Consider the following 15,629-nt stretch of genomic DNA (forward strand, 5'->3'; position numbering starts at 1 on the left):
CGTGCTTCATGGCCCCCGCACAGGACGTCGGGAGATCATGTGGCCCACTCGACACGGCGATGCCGACGGACAGGGGCTCAGGTGGACAGGACGGGCGTGCGGCGGGCCCTGGCGTTGCTGCTGGTCACCTGGGGTGCGACCCGGCTGGTGCTGCTGCTGTTCGTCCTGAAGGTGTTCGTGTTCCCCGGCGCGGACGTCACCACCGACGTGTCCGTCATCTACCAGGGCTGGTACGAGGTCCTGCGGCACGGAACGTTTCCTCTGGACGACGTCACCTGGCAGTACCCGCCCGCGGCCGCCCTGGCGATCCTCTCCCCCGCGCTGCTGCCCTTCCTGGACTACCCGACCGCCTTCTTCGTGCTGGCCTGCCTGGCCGACCTGGTGGTCCTGTCCCTCCTGCTCTACGCCGGCCTGCGCCCCGGCCGGACCCTGCGCGGCGCCCTGGTCTGGGTGCTCGGCGTCCCGCTCCTCGGCCCGACCGTCTACTCCCGCTACGACCTGATGGTCACCGCCGTCGCCGTCGCCGCGCTGCTCGCCGGGGCCCGGCACCCCCGGGTCATGGGCGCGCTGGCCGGCTTCGGCGCGATGGTCAAGGTGTGGCCGGCGCTGCTGCTCGTGGGGGCCGTACGGCGGCGGGCCTGGGCGTCGGCGGCCGTCACGGCGGGCGCGGTCGGCACGCTGTTCGCGGTGGCCATGCCGGGCGCGTTCTCGTTCCTGACCTTCCAGCGGGACCGGGGCACCGAGGTGGAGTCCCTGGGCGCGCTGGTCTTCCACGTCGCCCGGCACTTCGGCTGGCACGGCGAGGTGCTGCTCAACTACGGCTCGATCGAGTTCCTCGGCCCGGACGTGAAGGCGGTGAGCACGGCGGCCCTGCTGCTCACCGTGCTCGCGTTCGGCTGGCTGCTGCTGTGGCGGCTGTCGGCCGTCCGCTTCCGGCCCCACACGCTCGCGGACGCGGCCTTCACCGCCGTCCTGATGTTCACGGTCACCAGCCGGGTGATCAGCCCGCAGTACATGGTGTGGCTGGTGGGCCTGGCCGCCGTCTGCCTCTGCTTCCGCGCCAGCCGCATGACCCTTCCGGCCGTCCTGCTCCTCCTGGCGACCTTCGTGACGGTCCTGGAGTTCCCGGTCGGCTTCTCGCACGTCGTGGTCAGCGACTGGTACGGCATCTTCCTGCTCGTCCTGCGCAACGGCCTGCTGCTCGCGGCGACGGTCACGGCGGCCCGCGTGCTGTGGCGCGCCACGGTGACCGAGACCGCCGTCGCCCCCTTCCCCGCTCAGGCCACCCGCACGAAGGAGACCCCGGTCTCCCCCTGAGCCCGGGTGCGGTCCGTTCAGTCGCCGAGCCGGGCCGTCAGGTAGTCGCGCCAGCGGGCGGTGAAGTCCGGGAGGGTCGTGCCGAGTTCGGTCTTCAGGGCGTCCTCGACCGCGCCCGCCCTCTCCTTGTGCGCGCCGACGGCCCGGTAGAAGGCGCCGAGCTTCTCCTCGCCCCAGTGGCCGGCGATCATCCGGCAGGCCAGCCAGCCGCCCTCGTAGGCCTCGGCCAGTTTGGTGGGGTCGTCGGTGAAGCCGAAGTCCTGGTCCGCCGGGAGGTCCTCGGGGACGTCCCCGCCCTCGACGGCGCGGGCGAGTTCCGGTGCGGCCTCGGTGGGCGTGCGGCCGGTGTCGCGGTAGCCGATCCAGTCGGCGTAGCCCTCGGAGAGCCAGAGCGGGGTGGCGGCCGTGGTGTGGGCGCGGGTCGCCACGTGGGTCGTCTCGTGGGTGAGGACGACCTGTCTGCCGACCGAGCCGAGGCCGGCGTAGGCCTCCGGGTTGAGGATGACCCGGTCCGCGGGCGTCTGGCCCGAGCCGCCCGCCTCGCCGGTGGTGACGGCGGCGATGCCCCGGTAGTTGGAGGCGGGGGCGCCCAGCAGACCGGCCATCCCGTTCAGCGACCCGGGTACGAGCAGGACCACCCGCCGGGTCCAGTCCGTGCCCCAGACCTTGGAGACCTCGGGAACGGCGGTGTCGGCGAGCCGGGCGTAGCCGCGCAGCGTGGCCCCGGACTGGCCGACGCCCAGGACGAGGGCGTGGGTGCTCTTGACGGCGGTGACCTTGCCCTGGTCCCAGAGTTGTTGCGCGGACTTCTTGGCGGGCTTGTCGTATGTGACATACCACTGTCCGTCGGCGGTGCGGCTGAGGGTCAGTGTCCGGTCCGCCGTGACCGGTGCCTTGTCGTAGCCCTGGATCCGGTAGCTGAGCTGTGCGTCGGCGGTGGCGCCGGCGCCGTCGGGGTGGAGGGCGGTCAGCCGGTAGCTCCAGTCGGCGAGCGGTACGGCCCGCAGGTTCGCGTACGAGCTCCTGGTGCCGGTCTCGGCGTACGCCTTCTCGTCGTGGCCGAGGACCGCGGCCGCGCGGCGGTCCAGGACCTGCTGCACGGCGGCCATCGCCGTGCCGGTCGACGACTGCCCGCCGCCGCATCCGGCCAGCGGCAGGAGCAGCAGACACAGCCCCGCCGCCCCTGAGCGCCACGCCCGTCCATGACCAGCCACTTTCCGATCGTACGGGTCGGGGCCCGGAAGTCAGGGCCTGGTGACGGAGGAGACGGGCATCATTCCGACCGGGTCGTAGCGGACCGGAGCGCCCGGATAGGGGGCGTGGATGACCTGGCCGTTGCCGACGTACATGCCCACATGGCTGGCGTCGGAGCGGTAGACGACCAGGTCACCGGGTTGTGCCTGGGAGAGCGGGACCTGGTGGCCGGCGTAGCGCTGCTCCTGCGAGGTGCGCGGGAGGTGGATCCCGGCATGGGCGTACGACCACTGCATCAGGCCCGAGCAGTCGAAGCCGGAGGGGCCGCTGGCGCCCCAGACGTAGGGCCTGCCCAGGGCGGAGCGGGCGGCGGCGATCGCGGCGGCGGCGCGGCCGTCGGGGGCGACGACGCCGGAGAGGTCGGGCAGGTCGGCCCGGCCGCCGCCGCGGGAGGCGTGCTCGAAGGCGGCGCGTTCGGCGGCGGGCATCGCGTTGAGGAGTCGCCGGGCCCTGGCGAGCTTGTTCTCCACGACGGCCTTGTGGGAGGCGACCGCGCGGCGGCTGTGCTCCAGTTCGGCGAGCTGCCCGGCGGCCTCGGTGCGCTCCTGGGCGAGTTCGCGCATCGCCGCTTGGAGCCGCCTGAGCTGTCCGGCCTGGCGGACGTCGATGCGGTCGATGAGGGAGGCCCGGTCGAGGTACTCCTGGGGGTCGTCGGAGAACAGCAGGGCCACGGTGGGGTCGATGCCGCCGGAGCGGTACTGGGCGCCGGCGAGCGAACCGAGCGCCTCCCGCATGGTGTTGATGCGCTGCTGCTGGCGGGCGATGCGGTCCTGGGAGTCGTGCACCTCGCGGCGCAGCGCGCCGGCCCGCTCGTCGGCCTTGTCGTAGGCCTCGGTCGCCTCCTCCGCCTGCCGGTACAGCCGGTCCACCTCGGCGCGGCTGTCGCCGTGCGGGGCGGCGCTCGCCGGTACGGCACCGAGCGCGGCGGCCGCGGCCGACAGCACGCAGAGAGCGGCACCGGCGCCCCGGTTGAACCCGGACGACGGTGCGAGACGGCGATGAGACCCCACGGCGGTCCTTCTGCTGGCGGACAGGTACCGCTTCCCCCGGCGCGGGGACGGGGGTGCCCCGGCGCCGGAGGAAACGCGCCCGACAGTAGCCGCGTCACCACACCCCGGCCAAAGACCTCGGCGGCCACGCAACGTGACGCCCCGCCGCTGACGCAGGTCACCGGCGGGGCGTGGAGTCAGTTCCGGTTGCCGCGATTCGCCCGTTCGGGCGCCACGGCAAGTTGATCTTCGGCCGTACGGGTGTCGGCGTAACCCGGTGGGGTCAGATCAGATCCGGACGCCGAACTCGAAGGTCATGTTGCTGATCGACTCGTAGCGGACGACGGCGCCGGTGTGCGGGGCGTGCAGCACCTGGCCGTTGCCGGCGTAGAGGCCGACGTGGTGGTAGTCGCCGTAGAAGATGACCAGGTCGCCGACCTTGAGGTCGCTCTGGCTGTAGATGCGGGTGCCGGCGTTGGCCTGCGCCTCGGAGGTGCGCGGGATGGTGACGCCGGCCTGGGCGTAGGCCCAGGAGGTCAGGCCCGAGCAGTCGAAGGAGGACGGGCCGGAGGCGCCGTAGACGTACGGCGAGCCGATCACGGACTGGGCGGCGGCGAAGGCGGCGGCGGCCCGGCTGGAGGCGGAGCCCGTGTTGCCGAGGTCCACGCGCGAGGAGGCGCGGCTGGCGGCCTGGGCCTGCTCGGCGTCGAGGGCCGCCTTCTCCTTGGCGGTCAGCGTGTTGAGCAGCTTCTGCGCGTCGGCGAGCTTGGACTGGACGGCCGACTTCTGCTTGGCGAGTTCGGTGCGGGTGGCAGAGAGGTCCTTGAGCTTGTCGGAGGCCTCTGCCCGCTCCTGGGCCAGTTCGCGCTGTTTGTCCTGAATCTTCTTCAGGGCCTCGACCTGCTGGCTGCTCAACTGGTCGAGCGTGGACGCCTTGTCGAGGTAGTCGTCCGGGTCGGACGAGAGGAAGAGCTGGACCGACGGGTCGATGCCGCCGGAGCGGTACTGCGCGGTGGCCAGCGAACCGAGGCTGTCCCGCAGCTTGTTGAGCTCCTCCTGACCACGGGCCACGTTGTCCTGGATCGTGGATATTTCCTTCTGGAGCTTCTCCTGCTTGTCCTTGGCCCCGTCGAGCTTCTCGGTGGCCTGCTCGGCCTCCTCGTAGAGCTTGTCGACCTTCGCCTTGACCTCGTCCTTGCCCAGCTTCTCGCTGGGCGCCGCGTTGGCGGCATTGGCGCTGAGGACTACGGCGGCGGCTGCTGCGGTGGTGAGCACGGTCACGCGCGCACGGCTCGGCTGCTTGGGTCGACGATGGGACGCCACGGAGACGGGCTCCTTCGTTTGAGTGATCACCCGTGTGGAGGTTCGAGCCCAGACCCTAGTGACCTACCTGTGATCAGTTCAAACCCAGCAGCCAAAAAAGTGGTCACGCAACGCACTCTTTGCACATAACTCACGAGCAGTAATGCGCGATTGACGCTACGTTGCGTGACGGTTCGGTCAATTCGGGCATTGCATATGCGGATTGCACGTTCAGGACAGTCGCTTCAGAAGCATCGCAGAAGCCACCGGACGGGCACCCGCCTTCGCGACCCCGTCGGCGACCTCGCGGTCGGTCGAGGCGACGATCACCGGACGGCCCGGCGGCTCGGCGCGCACCAGCTGGCGGATCAACTCGTCGGCCGTGACCCCGGGCTTGGAGAAGAGGACGCGGACGCCGCGCGGCGGGGCGAGGAGCACCGGCGCGGCCAGCTCGGCGCCGTCGAAGACACAGGTGACCTCGGCGCCGGTCTGGGCGGCGAGCTGGGAGAGCTGGCCGAGCAGCCGCAGCCGCTGCTTCTCCAGCGGCATCTGCGGATAGCCGGTCTTGGTCACGTTGTAGCCGTCGACGACCAGGTGCGCCTGGGGAAGGGCGAGCAACTGACTGAGGATGGCCGGGTCGTTCTCGGACAGCGCGCGCGCCGCGATGTCCTTCGGGGTCATCCGTCCCGGCTCGACCGCGTCCACGGTCTCGGCGGGCCGCACCGACACCGGCGGCAGGGCCAGCTCCCGGCGCAGCCCCTGGGCCGCGTCGAGGACGGTGTCGAGCAGCAGCCGCAGCCGCATGTCCTCGACGCTGCGCCCCTCGCGGGCGGCCCGGCGGCTGGCCTCCAGGGCCGCCTCGACCTCGCCGAGCCGGGCCTTGAGCCGCCGGGTCTCGCTCTCGGCGGCGGACACCTGGGCCTGCCCCTCGGTCCGCCCCGCTTCCATCCCCGCCTGCATCTTGCGCAGGGCGGCCTCACCGCGCTTGACGTCGCTCAGGGCGGCCCGCAGCTTGCGATGAAGCGATTCCGCTTCCTTCTTGGCCGAGTCCAGCTCCGTGCGCAGCCGCTCGGTCTCGGCGCGGCCCTGCTCCCGAGCCCGGTCCAGCTCCTCGCGCAGCCGCTCCAGTTCGGCACGGCTCTCCTCGTCGGCCCGCTCGGCGTCGGCCCGCTGGGCCTCCTCGCCGGCCGCCGCCACCAGCTTCACCCAGCCCGTGGGACGCAGTACATAGGCCGCGGCCGCCACATCGAGCGGGTCCGCGGCCGGGGGCGGGGAGCCGGAGTCCAGGGCGCCGGCCAGCTCCGGCTGGGCCTCTCTCAGCTTCTCCCCGATCCGCTGCCGGAAGAGGGTGTCCGTCTCCAGCGCGGCCGCCATCGCGTTCCCGGCGAACTTGGCCCGGCGATTCGGGGCGAACCGGGCGTACTGCCGCAGCTGTGCGGGCAGTTCGGCGATGGTCAGCCCGCCGAAACCGTCCGACACGATCTGTACGACCCGCCGTCGCACACCGTCGGGCAACGGACGGTCAAGCACCTCGGCGGTGCCGTCGCCCGGCCCCCCGCCTGTGGTCTCCACCATCCGTCACACCCCATCACCTGTGCGGGGCCGCTCCCGGTCTCAGGAGTCGGCGCCCGGCCTGTCCACGAGTTCCACCTGGTCCACCGCGTTGCACCAGCGGCAGCGCACCGATTCGATGGTCTCACTGACCACCTCGCGCTCCTCGACCCTGGGCTCACCGGCCAGGTCGAGGTGCACGTACTCGACCACCTTCGACGAGCGGGTCACGTCGAAGCGCGTGAGGTTGCCGCAGAGGGTGCAGCGCCACCGCGTCGTGGCGGTCGGCAGGGGAACCGTCATCGTGGCTTGTTCGCTTCCTTCTAGTGTCCGTGACGCGCCGTCCCGACGCGTGTGGCTCGTAACCCTACGGCCTGGCGGGTACTCGATGCCGCCCCGTCTGCGGCGGCGAGGCGATCTGCACCGGTGCATCCCGTTACGCCATGCTCTATGTCCATGATCGGCAACTGGAACACGACGGCCGCGCGGACCCTGCGGAGCCTGCGGGGCACGTCCGCGCCCATGACGTACACCCTGATCGCCGTGTGCTGCCTGATCTTCGTGCTCGGCCCCGCCTCCGGCCTCACCCCGTCCTACGGCACCGGAGAGGCCCTGGCGGGCGCGCAGCGGGCGTATTTCCGGCGCTGGGGGGTGGTCCCCGCCGACCTGTTCGACGGTCCGGCGCGGGAGGCGCTCACCCCGGCCACGGCGCTGTTCATCCACGGCAGCTGGGTGCACCTGCTCGGCAACATGCTCTTCCTCTTCGTCTTCGGGGCGATGACCGAGGAACGGATGGGCCGCGTGGAGTTCACCCTCTTCTACCTGGGCTGCGGCTACCTCGCGCTGCTCGGGTACGCGGCCGCCAACGCCACGTCCCCGCAGTCGCTGGTGGGGGCGTCCGGGGCGATCTCGGGAGTCCTCGGCGCGTTCCTGTACCTGTTCCCCAGCGCCCGCGTGACCAGTCTCCTGCCCTTCCTCTTCTTCCTCCCGCTCCGCTTCCCGGCCTGGGTGGTCCTCCCCTTCTGGGCGGCCCTGCAGTGGCTGGCCCTGAACGAGGCCCCCTCCGGCCCCGGCGTGGCCTACCTGGCCCACCTGATCGGCTTCGGGCTCGGGTTCGGTTACGCGTGGGTGCGGTACGGCCGTAGGACTAAAGTGAAGGTCGCCCCAGCTCCGGCACCCGAGGGAGAGAACCAGCCGTGATCACCGCGATCGTCCTCATCAAGACCAGCGTGGACCGGATCCCCGAGATCGCGGAACGGATCGCCGCGCTGGACAGCGTCAGCGAGGTCTTCTCCGTCACCGGTACCTACGACCTGATCGCCATGGTCCGCGTCAAGCAGCACGAGGACCTGGCCGAGGTCATCCCCGGCTCCATCAGCAAGATCCCCGGCGTGGAGGCCACGGACACGCACGTCGCGTTCCGCACGTACTCCCAGCACGACCTGGAGGCGGCGTTCGCGATCGGGCTGGACAGCTGACACAGGGGGCCCGGCAGGCCCCCTTGACCCGGCTCCTGATCGCCCGCACCCTCTCGACACTCGGGGTCGCCGCAGCCACGGTCGCGGCCACCGTGGCCCTCGCGCCCGGCGCCGCCGCCGCGACGTACAACGGCGGCTGCGGCTCCGGGTACGGCGTCGTGAACTCGGCACCCGTCGGCTCGGTGGGCACCGTCTCTGCGAGCACCTGCAGGCCGCCGGCAGCAGTGTCCACTCGAAGTGCGAGGACGACGTGACGACATGGGGAGGCCCCGTCTACGTCCCACGCCTCCGGTGAATGCGTCTCCTGGAGCGGCAGCATCGGAGCCGTGACCAGCGGCAGGAGCAACACGAACTGCGGGTGATCCCCCGCGCGGAGGCGGTCAGCCGGCCGCCGGGACGCAACGGCCGTCCTCCGTGCGGTACGACCACTTCGCGCCGTCGGCCACCAGTTCCCGTACCGCCGTCACGAAGCGCTCGACATGCTCGTCCGGCGTCCCAGCGCCGAAGCTCACGCGGATGGCGTTGAGGGACTTCTCGCCCGGTGCCGCCTCCGGTGCCCCGCACTCGCCCTGGGTCTGCGGGTCGGACCCCAGCAGCGTCCTGACCAGCGGGTGGGCGCAGAAGAGGCCGTCGCGGACGCCGATGCCGTGCTCGGCGGAGAGGGCGGCGGCGAAGTGGGAGCTGTTCCAGCCGTCCACCACGAAGCTGATCACGCCGACGCGGGGGGCGTCGTCGCCGAAGAGGGAGAGGACCCGGACCTCGGGGACCTCGGCCAGCCCCGCCCGCACCTTCTCGATCAGGTACCGCTCGCGGGCGACCAGCGTGTCGAAGCCGGCCTCGGTGAGCGCCTTGCAGGCGGAGGCGATGGAGTAGGCGCCGATGACGTTCGGGGAGCCCGCCTCGTGCCGCGCCGCGCTCTCGTGCCACTCCACGGCCACTCCGCCGTCCTCGCGCCGGGTGACCTTGCGGCTGGCGCCGCCGCCCGCGAGGTAGGGCTCGGCCGCCTGCAGCCAGTCGGCGCGGCCGGCGAGGACGCCGGAGCCGAAGGGGGCGTACAGCTTGTGGCCGGAGAAGGCGACCCAGTCGACGTCCAGGTCCCGGACGGACACGGGGTGGTGCGGGGCCAGCTGGGCGGCGTCCAGGACGATCCGGGCGCCGTGCGCGTGCGCGGCGGCCGCCAGCTCGCGGACCGGCCACAGCTCGCCGGTGACGTTGGAGGCACCGGTGACGCAGACCAGGGCCGGGCCGTGGCCCTCCTTGTCGGACACGGTGCGGTCGGCGAGGGCGCGCTCCAGGGTCTCGACGGCCTGCCGCGGGGTGCGGGGCGCGTCGAGGTAGGTGACCCGGGCGTCCTTCCAGGGGAGCAGGCTCGCGTGGTGCTCGGTCTCGAAGACGAAGACCTGGCAGCCGGCGGGGAGGGCGCGGGCCAGGAGGTTCAGGGAGTCCGTCGTCGAGCGGGTGAAGACCAGCTGGTCGTCGGGGCGGCAGTCGAGGAACTCGGCGACGGTCGTCCGGGCGTTCTCGAAGAGGTCGGTCGAGAGCTGGGAGAGGTAGCCGGCGCCGCGGTGGACGCTGCCGTAGTAGGGCGCGTACGCCGCCACGTCGTCCCAGACCCGCTGCAGGGCGGGGGCGCTCGCCGCGTAGTCGAGGGCGGCGTAGGCGACCTCGCCACCGGTGACCAGCGGGACGGTGACATCCCCGCCAAGAACGGGCAGAGGGGCACAAACGGACTGGGCGGAGGCAACGGTGGAGACGGACATGGCGGAACTCCCGTGAGAGGCAAGGCGGAATCGCCGTGCGAGCGCGCGGACGAGCGCGGCTCCAGCACGGAGAAAAAGGAAAAGGGGATGCGGAGGCGGGGCTCTGCGGCCCTATCGCATTCGCTTGCTCACGGGAGACTCCTCGACGACCAGGACCCCTGGTGTACGAGGGGTCCGCGCTTGCCGTGGACCTCGCTGCCCACGGCCTGGTCTTCACCCGGGGCACCCCGCCACGGACGGAGGGTTGCCGGACAGTCGGCCGGGGCCTCATGACTGTCACTCATGACCTGGAAAGAAACGTAGGTGAAGTGATCGCCGACGCGCAACTCCTGTCCGGATGACGGGACACCGCCAGGACCCGACGCCGGTCCGGCACCGCCGGGAAGGCCGTGTGTGGTTGCGCGACGGCGCGGTCCGGCGATGCCGAACCGCGCCTCGGCCACCTGACCGCGCCGCCCCTACCTGTTCGTCGCCGCCGCCCAGCGCTCCAGCGCCCGCTTGGCCGCGCCCGAGTCGATCGACTCCGCAGCCTTGTCCATGCCCGCCCGGAGTTGCTCGGCGAGCGTCCCGGCGCCCGGGTCCAGGGCCACCAGGGCGGCCGCCGAGTTCAGCAGCACCGCGTCCCGTACCGGCCCCTGCTCGCCGTCCAGCAGCCTGCGGGCGACCTCCGCGTTGTACGACGGGTCGCCGCCGCGCAGCGCCTCCACGGGGACCAGGTCGATGCCGACGTCACGGGGGTCGAAGGACTCCTCCGTGACCTTGCCGTCGCGGACGATCCAGACGTGGGACGTGGCGGTCGTCGTCAGCTCGTCGAGGCCGTCGTCGCCGCGGAAGACCAGGGCGGAGTTGCCGCGCTCCGCGAAGACCGCCGCGACCACGGGGGCCATGCGCGGGTCCGCGACGCCGACCGCCTGGGCCCGGACCTTCGCGGGGTTGGTCAGCGGGCCGAGGATGTTGAACACCGTGCGGATGCCCAGCTGGCCGCGGGCGGCGCCCGCGTGGCGCAGCGCCGGGTGGAACTTGATGGCGAAGCAGAAGGTGATGCCGGCCTCCTCGGCGACCTCGGCGACCCGCTGCGGGGTCAGGTCGAGGTTGACGCCCAGCTTCTCCAGGACGTCGGAGGCACCGGACGCGGAGGAGGCCGCGCGGTTGCCGTGCTTGACGACCTTCGCCCCGGTGCCGGCCACCACCAGCGCCGACATCGTGGAGATGTTCACCGTCTTCGCGCCGTCCCCGCCGGTCCCGACGATGTCGACGGTGCGGCCCGGCACCTCGATGACGTTGGCGTGCTCGTACATCGTGCGGACGAGGCCGTTGATCTCCTCGACCGTCTCGCCCTTGGCGCGCAGGGCGACGACGAAGCCCGCGATCTGGGCGTCGGTGGCCTGGCCGCGCATGATCTGGTCCATCGCCCAGGCCGTCGCCTCGGCGCTCTGGTCCTGCCCGTACAGCAGCGCGTTCAGTACGTCGGGCCAGGAACGGCCCGCCGCGGTGTCGCCTCCAGCGGGGGTCACAGCGCTCATAAGGCCGCTCCTGATCGTCGTACGCGAAATGAAGGTCTCACGGCCTACCCTATCCAGCTCCGGGCACCGCGAAGGGCCCCCGTCCGGGGTACGGACGGGGGCCCTTCGGCTGTGGCGTGGCGACGCGGTGGATCAGTGGTGGCCGTGGCCGCTCGTGATCTCCTTGTACTCCTCGACGGTCGGCTTCGGGATCTGGTTGTCCTCGCCGTAGTAGGCGCTGCTCAGCTTGGCGCGGAGCTTCTCGGACCCCTTGATCTTGCGTTCGACACCGTTCTCGTCGACCGCCGGGCCGACCTGGGCCGGCTCGTACTGGTGGTGCGCGGTGAGGGTGTGCAGCTGCTCCTGCGAGAGCGGCTCGTGGACCTCGATGAACTCACCGTGCGGCAGCCGCTTGATGATGCCGGTCTCGCGACCGTGCAGCACCTTCTCGCGGTCCCGGCGCTGCAGGCCGAGGCAGATCCGCTTGGTGACGATGAACGCGATCACCGGTCCGGCGAAGAAGAAGATCCGGACGAACCAGGTCACGTCGTTGATCGACAGGTGGAAGTGGGTGGCGATGAGGTCGTTGCCACCACCGATCAGGCCGATCATGTACACGGTCACCCAGGCGACGCCGAACCCGGTACGGGTCGGGGCGTTGCGCGGGCGGTCCAGGATGTGGTGCTCGCTCTTGTCCCCGGTGACCCAGGACTCGATGAACGGGTAGAGCGCGATCGCGCCCAGCACCAGACCGAACAGGACCAGCGGGATGAAGACGCCGAGGACCAGGGTGTGGCCCCAGAAGTTGATCTCCCAGCCGGGCATGTAGCGGATCAGACCCTCGGCGAAGCCCATGTACCAGTCGGGCTGGGCGCCGGTGGACACCTGGTCCGGACGGTAGGGGCCCATGGCCCAGATCGGGTTGATCTGGGTGGTCGCCGCGATGGCCGCGATGACACCGAAGACCAGGAAGAAGAAGCCTCCGGCCTTGGCCATGTAGACCGGCAGCAGCGGCATGCCGACGACGTTCTTCTCGGACTTTCCGGGACCCGCGAACTGCGTGTGCTTGTGGTAGAAGACCAGGATCAGGTGGCCCACCACCAGGCCGAGCATGATGCCCGGCAGCAGCAGGATGTGGATCGAGTAGAACCGCGCCACGAAGTCGTGGCCGGGGAACTCGCCGCCGAAGAGGAAGTACGAGATGTACGTGCCGACGATCGGCATCGACAGGATCGCGCCCTCGGTGAAGCGGACACCGGTGCCGGAGAGCAGGTCGTCCGGGAGCGAGTAACCGGTGAAGCCGGTGAACATGCCGAGGACGAACAGCAGGAAGCCGAACAGCCAGTTGATCTCACGCGGCTTGCGGAACGCGCCGGTGAAGAACACGCGCATCATGTGCACGAACATGCCGGCGAGGAAGATCAGCGCGGCCCAGTGGTGGATCTGCCGGATGAGCAGACCACCGCGCACGTCGAAGGAGATGTGCAGGGTCGAGTTGAACGCCTCGGACATCAGCTGTCCCTGGAGCGGGACGTAGCTGCCGTGGTACACCACCTCGTTCATCGACGGGTGGAAGAACAGCGTCAGGTACACACCCGTCAGGATGATGATGATGAAGCTGTACAGGCACACTTCGCCCAACATGAACGACCAGTGGTCGGGGAAGATCTTGCGCATGTTGGACTTGGCCAGGGAGTAGATCCCGAGCCGTCCGTCGGCCCAGTCGGCGACACGCTCGCCGGCCGGCGCCTTCCCGCGCTCGCGGGACTCTGTGGTCTCTGAAGTGCTCATCCGCGCTCCCAGAATGCAGGACCGACGGGCTCCTCGAAGTCGCCGAGCGCCTGGAGGTAGCCCTCCTCGCTCACACCGATGCGCAGCTGCGGAAGGGCGTGACCGGCCGGGCCGAAGATCACTCGGGCACCGTCGGAGAGGTCGAAGGTGGACTGGTGGCACGGGCAGAGCACGTGGTGGGTCTGCTGCTCGTACAGGGAGATCGGGCAACCGACGTGGGTGCAGATCTTCGAGTAGGCGACGATGCCCTCGTGCGACCACTCCAGCTCGCGCTTGTCCTTGATGTTGTCCGGCTGCAGCCGGATGATCATCAGGGCCGCCTTCGCCATCACGTTCTGGAAGTCCTCCTGGGACTCCTCGACGCCCTCGGGCTTGGCGAAGGTCAGCGAGCCGACGGCGACGTCGGAGGGACGCAGCGGCTCGTTGGTGTTCATGTTGACGAGCAGCTTGCCCTTCGACCACGCCGTGTGGCGCAGCGAGGTGCCGGGCAGCGGGCCGAGGTCGCGCAGCAGCACGACACCGGAGAGCGGGACCAGGGTCAGCGCGCCGAACATGGTGGTGCGGATCAGCTTGCGCCGGCCGATCGCCGACTCCTTGGCACCCTGCTTGAAGTCGGCCAGGACCTTGGCCTTGACCTCCGGCTCGGCCGAGATGGCGTGCCGCTCGTCGGCGACCTCCACGTCGGACATCAGGGTGCGGGCCCAGTGGACCGCGCCCGCGCCGATGCAGAACAGCGCCGCACCGAGGGTCAGGCCCAGCGCGAAGTTCAGCGCGCTGATGTGACCGATCGGGAAGACGAAGATCGACTTGTCTTTCGGGATCGTCACATAGGAGGCGATGAAGCCGACCGTGGCCAGCATCGACACCGTGAACAGCATGGCCACGACGCGCTCGGACCGCTTGGCGGCCCGCTCGTCGATGTCCTGGATCCGGTGCTCGTGGGGCGGCAGACCCGGGTCCGAGAAGGGGTCCTTCTCGTCCGCGACGCTCACCGCGCCGTGCGCGTGGTGGTCCTGCTCAGCGGGCAGGTTCTCTTCTGGAATGTCTTGGCTACTCATGACTTCTTGGCCTTTGCGGTCCGAGCGGCGACCCAGACGGCGACCGCGATCAGTGCACCGAGACCGAAGATCCACGCGAACAGACCCTCGCTGACCGGCCCGAGGCCGCCCAGGTCGAGACCGCCGGGGTTCTCCGTGTTGCTGCTGTTGACCGCGTTCAGGTACGCGATGATGTCCTTCTTGTTCTTCTCCGTCAGCGTGGTGTCGGGGAAGGACGGCATGTTCTGCGGGCCCGTCTGCATGGCCTCGTAGATGTGCTTCGGGTCGACGCCCTTGAGGTCCGGCGCGAACTTGCCCTTGGTCAGCGCACCGCCCGAGCCCACGAAGTTGTGGCACTGCGCGCAGTTGGTGCGGAAGAGCTCGCCACCCTTGGCGATGTCGGCACCGTCCGGGCCGTACTGCTCCGAGGTGGGGACCTCGGGACCGGCGCCCAGCGAGGCGATGTACGCCGCGAGCTGGTCGATCTGGGCCTGGGTGTAGATGTTCTTCTTCGCGACGACCTGCGGGCCCTGCGAGGTGGCGGCCGGCATACGGCCGGTGCCGACCTGGAAGTCGACGGCCGCGGCGCCCACGCCCACCAGGCTGGGTCCGTCGGACGAACCCTGACCGCCGGTGCCGTGGCAGCTGGCGCAACCGACCGAGTAGAGCTTCTTGCCCTCCTCGATGGTCAGGGACTGGGATGTTTCATCGGCCTGCGCCTTGCCCGCGGGTGCGAACGCGGCGTACAGCCCCCCTGTGCATGCCAGCGCGAGGAGTAGGACGACGACCGCCGCCAGCGGATGGCGTCGTCGTGCGGAGAGCTTTTTCACGGATTACCCCGGTGTCAGGATCTTCTGCGTCGATGCTTCTGGAAAGTGCGCTTCTACGGCGCGTGGTGCCGGCCCGGCTACTTGATCAGGTAGATCGTGGCGAAGAGGCCGATCCAGACGACGTCGACGAAGTGCCAGTAGTAGGACACGACGATGGCCGCGGTCGCCTGCTCGTGCGTGAACCTCTTCGCCGCGTAGGTGCGCCCCAGGACGAACAGGAAGGCGATGAGACCGCCCGTCACGTGCATGCCGTGGAAACCGGTGGTCAGGTAGAACACCGAACCGTACGGGTCGGAGGAGAGCGAGATGCCGTCCTCCTTGACCAGGCTCGTGTACTCGTAGATCTGACCGCCGATGAAGATCGCACCCATGATGAAGGTGACGATGAACCAGCCCCGGAGCTTCTTCACGTCCCCGCGCTCGGCGGCGAACACGCCGAGCTGGCAGGTGAGGGAGGAGAGCACCAGGATCGTCGTGTTGGTCGCGGAGAACGGAATGTTGAGATGGCTCGCCATCTCCTTCCAGTGATCCGGACCGGTCACCGATCGCAGGGTGAAGTACATCGCGAAGAGGGCCGCGAAGAACATCAGCTCGGAACTCAGCCAGATGATGGTTCCGACGCTGGTGAGGTTCGGCCTGTTGACCGACGGGTGCGCGTGCCCGGTTTCTACTGTCGTTGCTGTCGCCACGACCGACATTATGTCGGTCGCTTATCTCGCGCTCACTCCGGGGGGTGCCGTTCGGAGTGTCCGCAGCGTGTGTACTGCCCGGATGGCCCATCGAAGCGGTGTTCCAACAGGTGTTGACGAGGTGTTCAG

General features: G+C 70.2%; 15 protein-coding genes and 1 riboswitch. Of the genes, 4 read left to right on the forward strand and 11 right to left on the reverse strand.

The genetic code is table 11. The annotated features are described in order from the left end of the window. The first annotated feature begins 81 nt into the window (after positions 1 to 81). Positions 82 to 1,317 (forward strand): glycosyltransferase 87 family protein, encoded by a 1,236-nt coding sequence (locus ACFWPQ_RS40465; RefSeq protein WP_384046607.1) that lies wholly within the window; start codon positions 82 to 84, stop codon positions 1,315 to 1,317. A 17-nt stretch (positions 1,318 to 1,334) separates the two neighbouring features. Here the strand turns inward: ACFWPQ_RS40465 and ACFWPQ_RS40470 are convergent, their stop codons facing one another. From ACFWPQ_RS40470 to ACFWPQ_RS40490, 5 genes are all read right to left on the reverse strand, one after another. Then, positions 1,335 to 2,531, reverse strand: a complete 1,197-nt coding sequence (locus ACFWPQ_RS40470; RefSeq protein WP_384046610.1) for a hypothetical protein — start codon at positions 2,529 to 2,531, stop codon at positions 1,335 to 1,337. 30 nt (positions 2,532 to 2,561) lie between these two features. Then, entirely contained in the window at positions 2,562 to 3,581 is a 1,020-nt protein-coding gene (locus ACFWPQ_RS40475) for an NlpC/P60 family protein (protein WP_384046613.1), read from the reverse strand. 267 nt (positions 3,582 to 3,848) lie between these two features. After that, a complete protein-coding gene (locus ACFWPQ_RS40480) occupies positions 3,849 to 4,883 on the reverse strand; it encodes an NlpC/P60 family protein (RefSeq protein ID WP_384046616.1) in 1,035 nt (344 codons plus the stop codon). 210 nt (positions 4,884 to 5,093) lie between these two features. Beyond that, positions 5,094 to 6,437 (reverse strand): NYN domain-containing protein, encoded by a 1,344-nt coding sequence (locus tag ACFWPQ_RS40485; RefSeq protein WP_384046619.1) that lies wholly within the window; start codon positions 6,435 to 6,437, stop codon positions 5,094 to 5,096. Positions 6,438 to 6,476: 39 nt separating this feature from the next. Further along, positions 6,477 to 6,716, reverse strand: a complete 240-nt coding sequence (locus ACFWPQ_RS40490) for a hypothetical protein (RefSeq protein ID WP_189947664.1) — start codon at positions 6,714 to 6,716, stop codon at positions 6,477 to 6,479. Positions 6,717 to 6,869: 153 nt separating this feature from the next. On the opposite strand from ACFWPQ_RS40490, the gene ACFWPQ_RS40495 reads away from it, so the two are divergent. Genes ACFWPQ_RS40495 through ACFWPQ_RS40505 form a run of 3 tightly spaced genes read left to right on the forward strand, consistent with a single transcriptional unit; the run spans position 6,870 to position 8,145 of the window. Continuing rightward, positions 6,870 to 7,613, forward strand: a complete 744-nt coding sequence (locus ACFWPQ_RS40495; protein ID WP_384046731.1) for a rhomboid family intramembrane serine protease — start codon at positions 6,870 to 6,872, stop codon at positions 7,611 to 7,613. Beyond that, the gene (locus ACFWPQ_RS40500) at positions 7,610 to 7,891 is read left to right on the forward strand and encodes an Lrp/AsnC family transcriptional regulator (RefSeq protein WP_089101146.1); all 282 of its coding nucleotides are present in this window, start codon (positions 7,610 to 7,612) and stop codon (positions 7,889 to 7,891) included. The genes ACFWPQ_RS40495 and ACFWPQ_RS40500 overlap by 4 nt, the downstream gene beginning before the upstream one ends. Positions 7,892 to 7,914: 23 nt before the next feature. Continuing rightward, entirely contained in the window at positions 7,915 to 8,145 is a 231-nt protein-coding gene (locus ACFWPQ_RS40505) for a hypothetical protein (RefSeq protein WP_384046622.1), read from the forward strand. Positions 8,146 to 8,271: 126 nt separating this feature from the next. Here ACFWPQ_RS40505 and ACFWPQ_RS40510 read toward each other — a convergent pair whose 3' ends face one another. The 6 genes from ACFWPQ_RS40510 to ACFWPQ_RS40535 form a co-directional block, all read right to left on the reverse strand. Then, positions 8,272 to 9,651, reverse strand: a complete 1,380-nt coding sequence (locus ACFWPQ_RS40510; RefSeq protein WP_384046625.1) for an aminotransferase class V-fold PLP-dependent enzyme — start codon at positions 9,649 to 9,651, stop codon at positions 8,272 to 8,274. A 171-nt stretch (positions 9,652 to 9,822) separates the two neighbouring features. Then, positions 9,823 to 9,939, reverse strand: a riboswitch (SAM riboswitch). A 170-nt stretch (positions 9,940 to 10,109) separates the two neighbouring features. Beyond that, on the reverse strand, positions 10,110 to 11,174 hold the full coding sequence (gene trpD / locus ACFWPQ_RS40515) for an anthranilate phosphoribosyltransferase (protein ID WP_384046627.1): 1,065 nt from the start codon (positions 11,172 to 11,174) through the stop codon (positions 10,110 to 10,112). A 132-nt stretch (positions 11,175 to 11,306) separates the two neighbouring features. Further along, entirely contained in the window at positions 11,307 to 12,944 is a 1,638-nt protein-coding gene (locus ACFWPQ_RS40520) for a cytochrome bc complex cytochrome b subunit (protein ID WP_384046630.1), read from the reverse strand. Then, positions 12,941 to 14,002, reverse strand: a complete 1,062-nt coding sequence (locus ACFWPQ_RS40525) for a Rieske 2Fe-2S domain-containing protein (protein WP_384046634.1) — start codon at positions 14,000 to 14,002, stop codon at positions 12,941 to 12,943. The genes ACFWPQ_RS40520 and ACFWPQ_RS40525 overlap by 4 nt, the downstream gene beginning before the upstream one ends. After that, a complete protein-coding gene (locus tag ACFWPQ_RS40530) occupies positions 13,999 to 14,811 on the reverse strand; it encodes a c-type cytochrome (RefSeq protein WP_384046640.1) in 813 nt (270 codons plus the stop codon). The genes ACFWPQ_RS40525 and ACFWPQ_RS40530 overlap by 4 nt, the downstream gene beginning before the upstream one ends. 77 nt (positions 14,812 to 14,888) lie before the next feature. Continuing rightward, positions 14,889 to 15,509 (reverse strand): heme-copper oxidase subunit III, encoded by a 621-nt coding sequence (locus ACFWPQ_RS40535; protein ID WP_361283442.1) that lies wholly within the window; start codon positions 15,507 to 15,509, stop codon positions 14,889 to 14,891. Positions 15,510 to 15,629: the final 120 nt, after the last annotated feature.

The organism is Streptomyces sp. NPDC058464 (assembly GCF_042721035.1).
Taxonomy (GTDB): domain Bacteria; phylum Actinomycetota; class Actinomycetes; order Streptomycetales; family Streptomycetaceae; genus Streptomyces.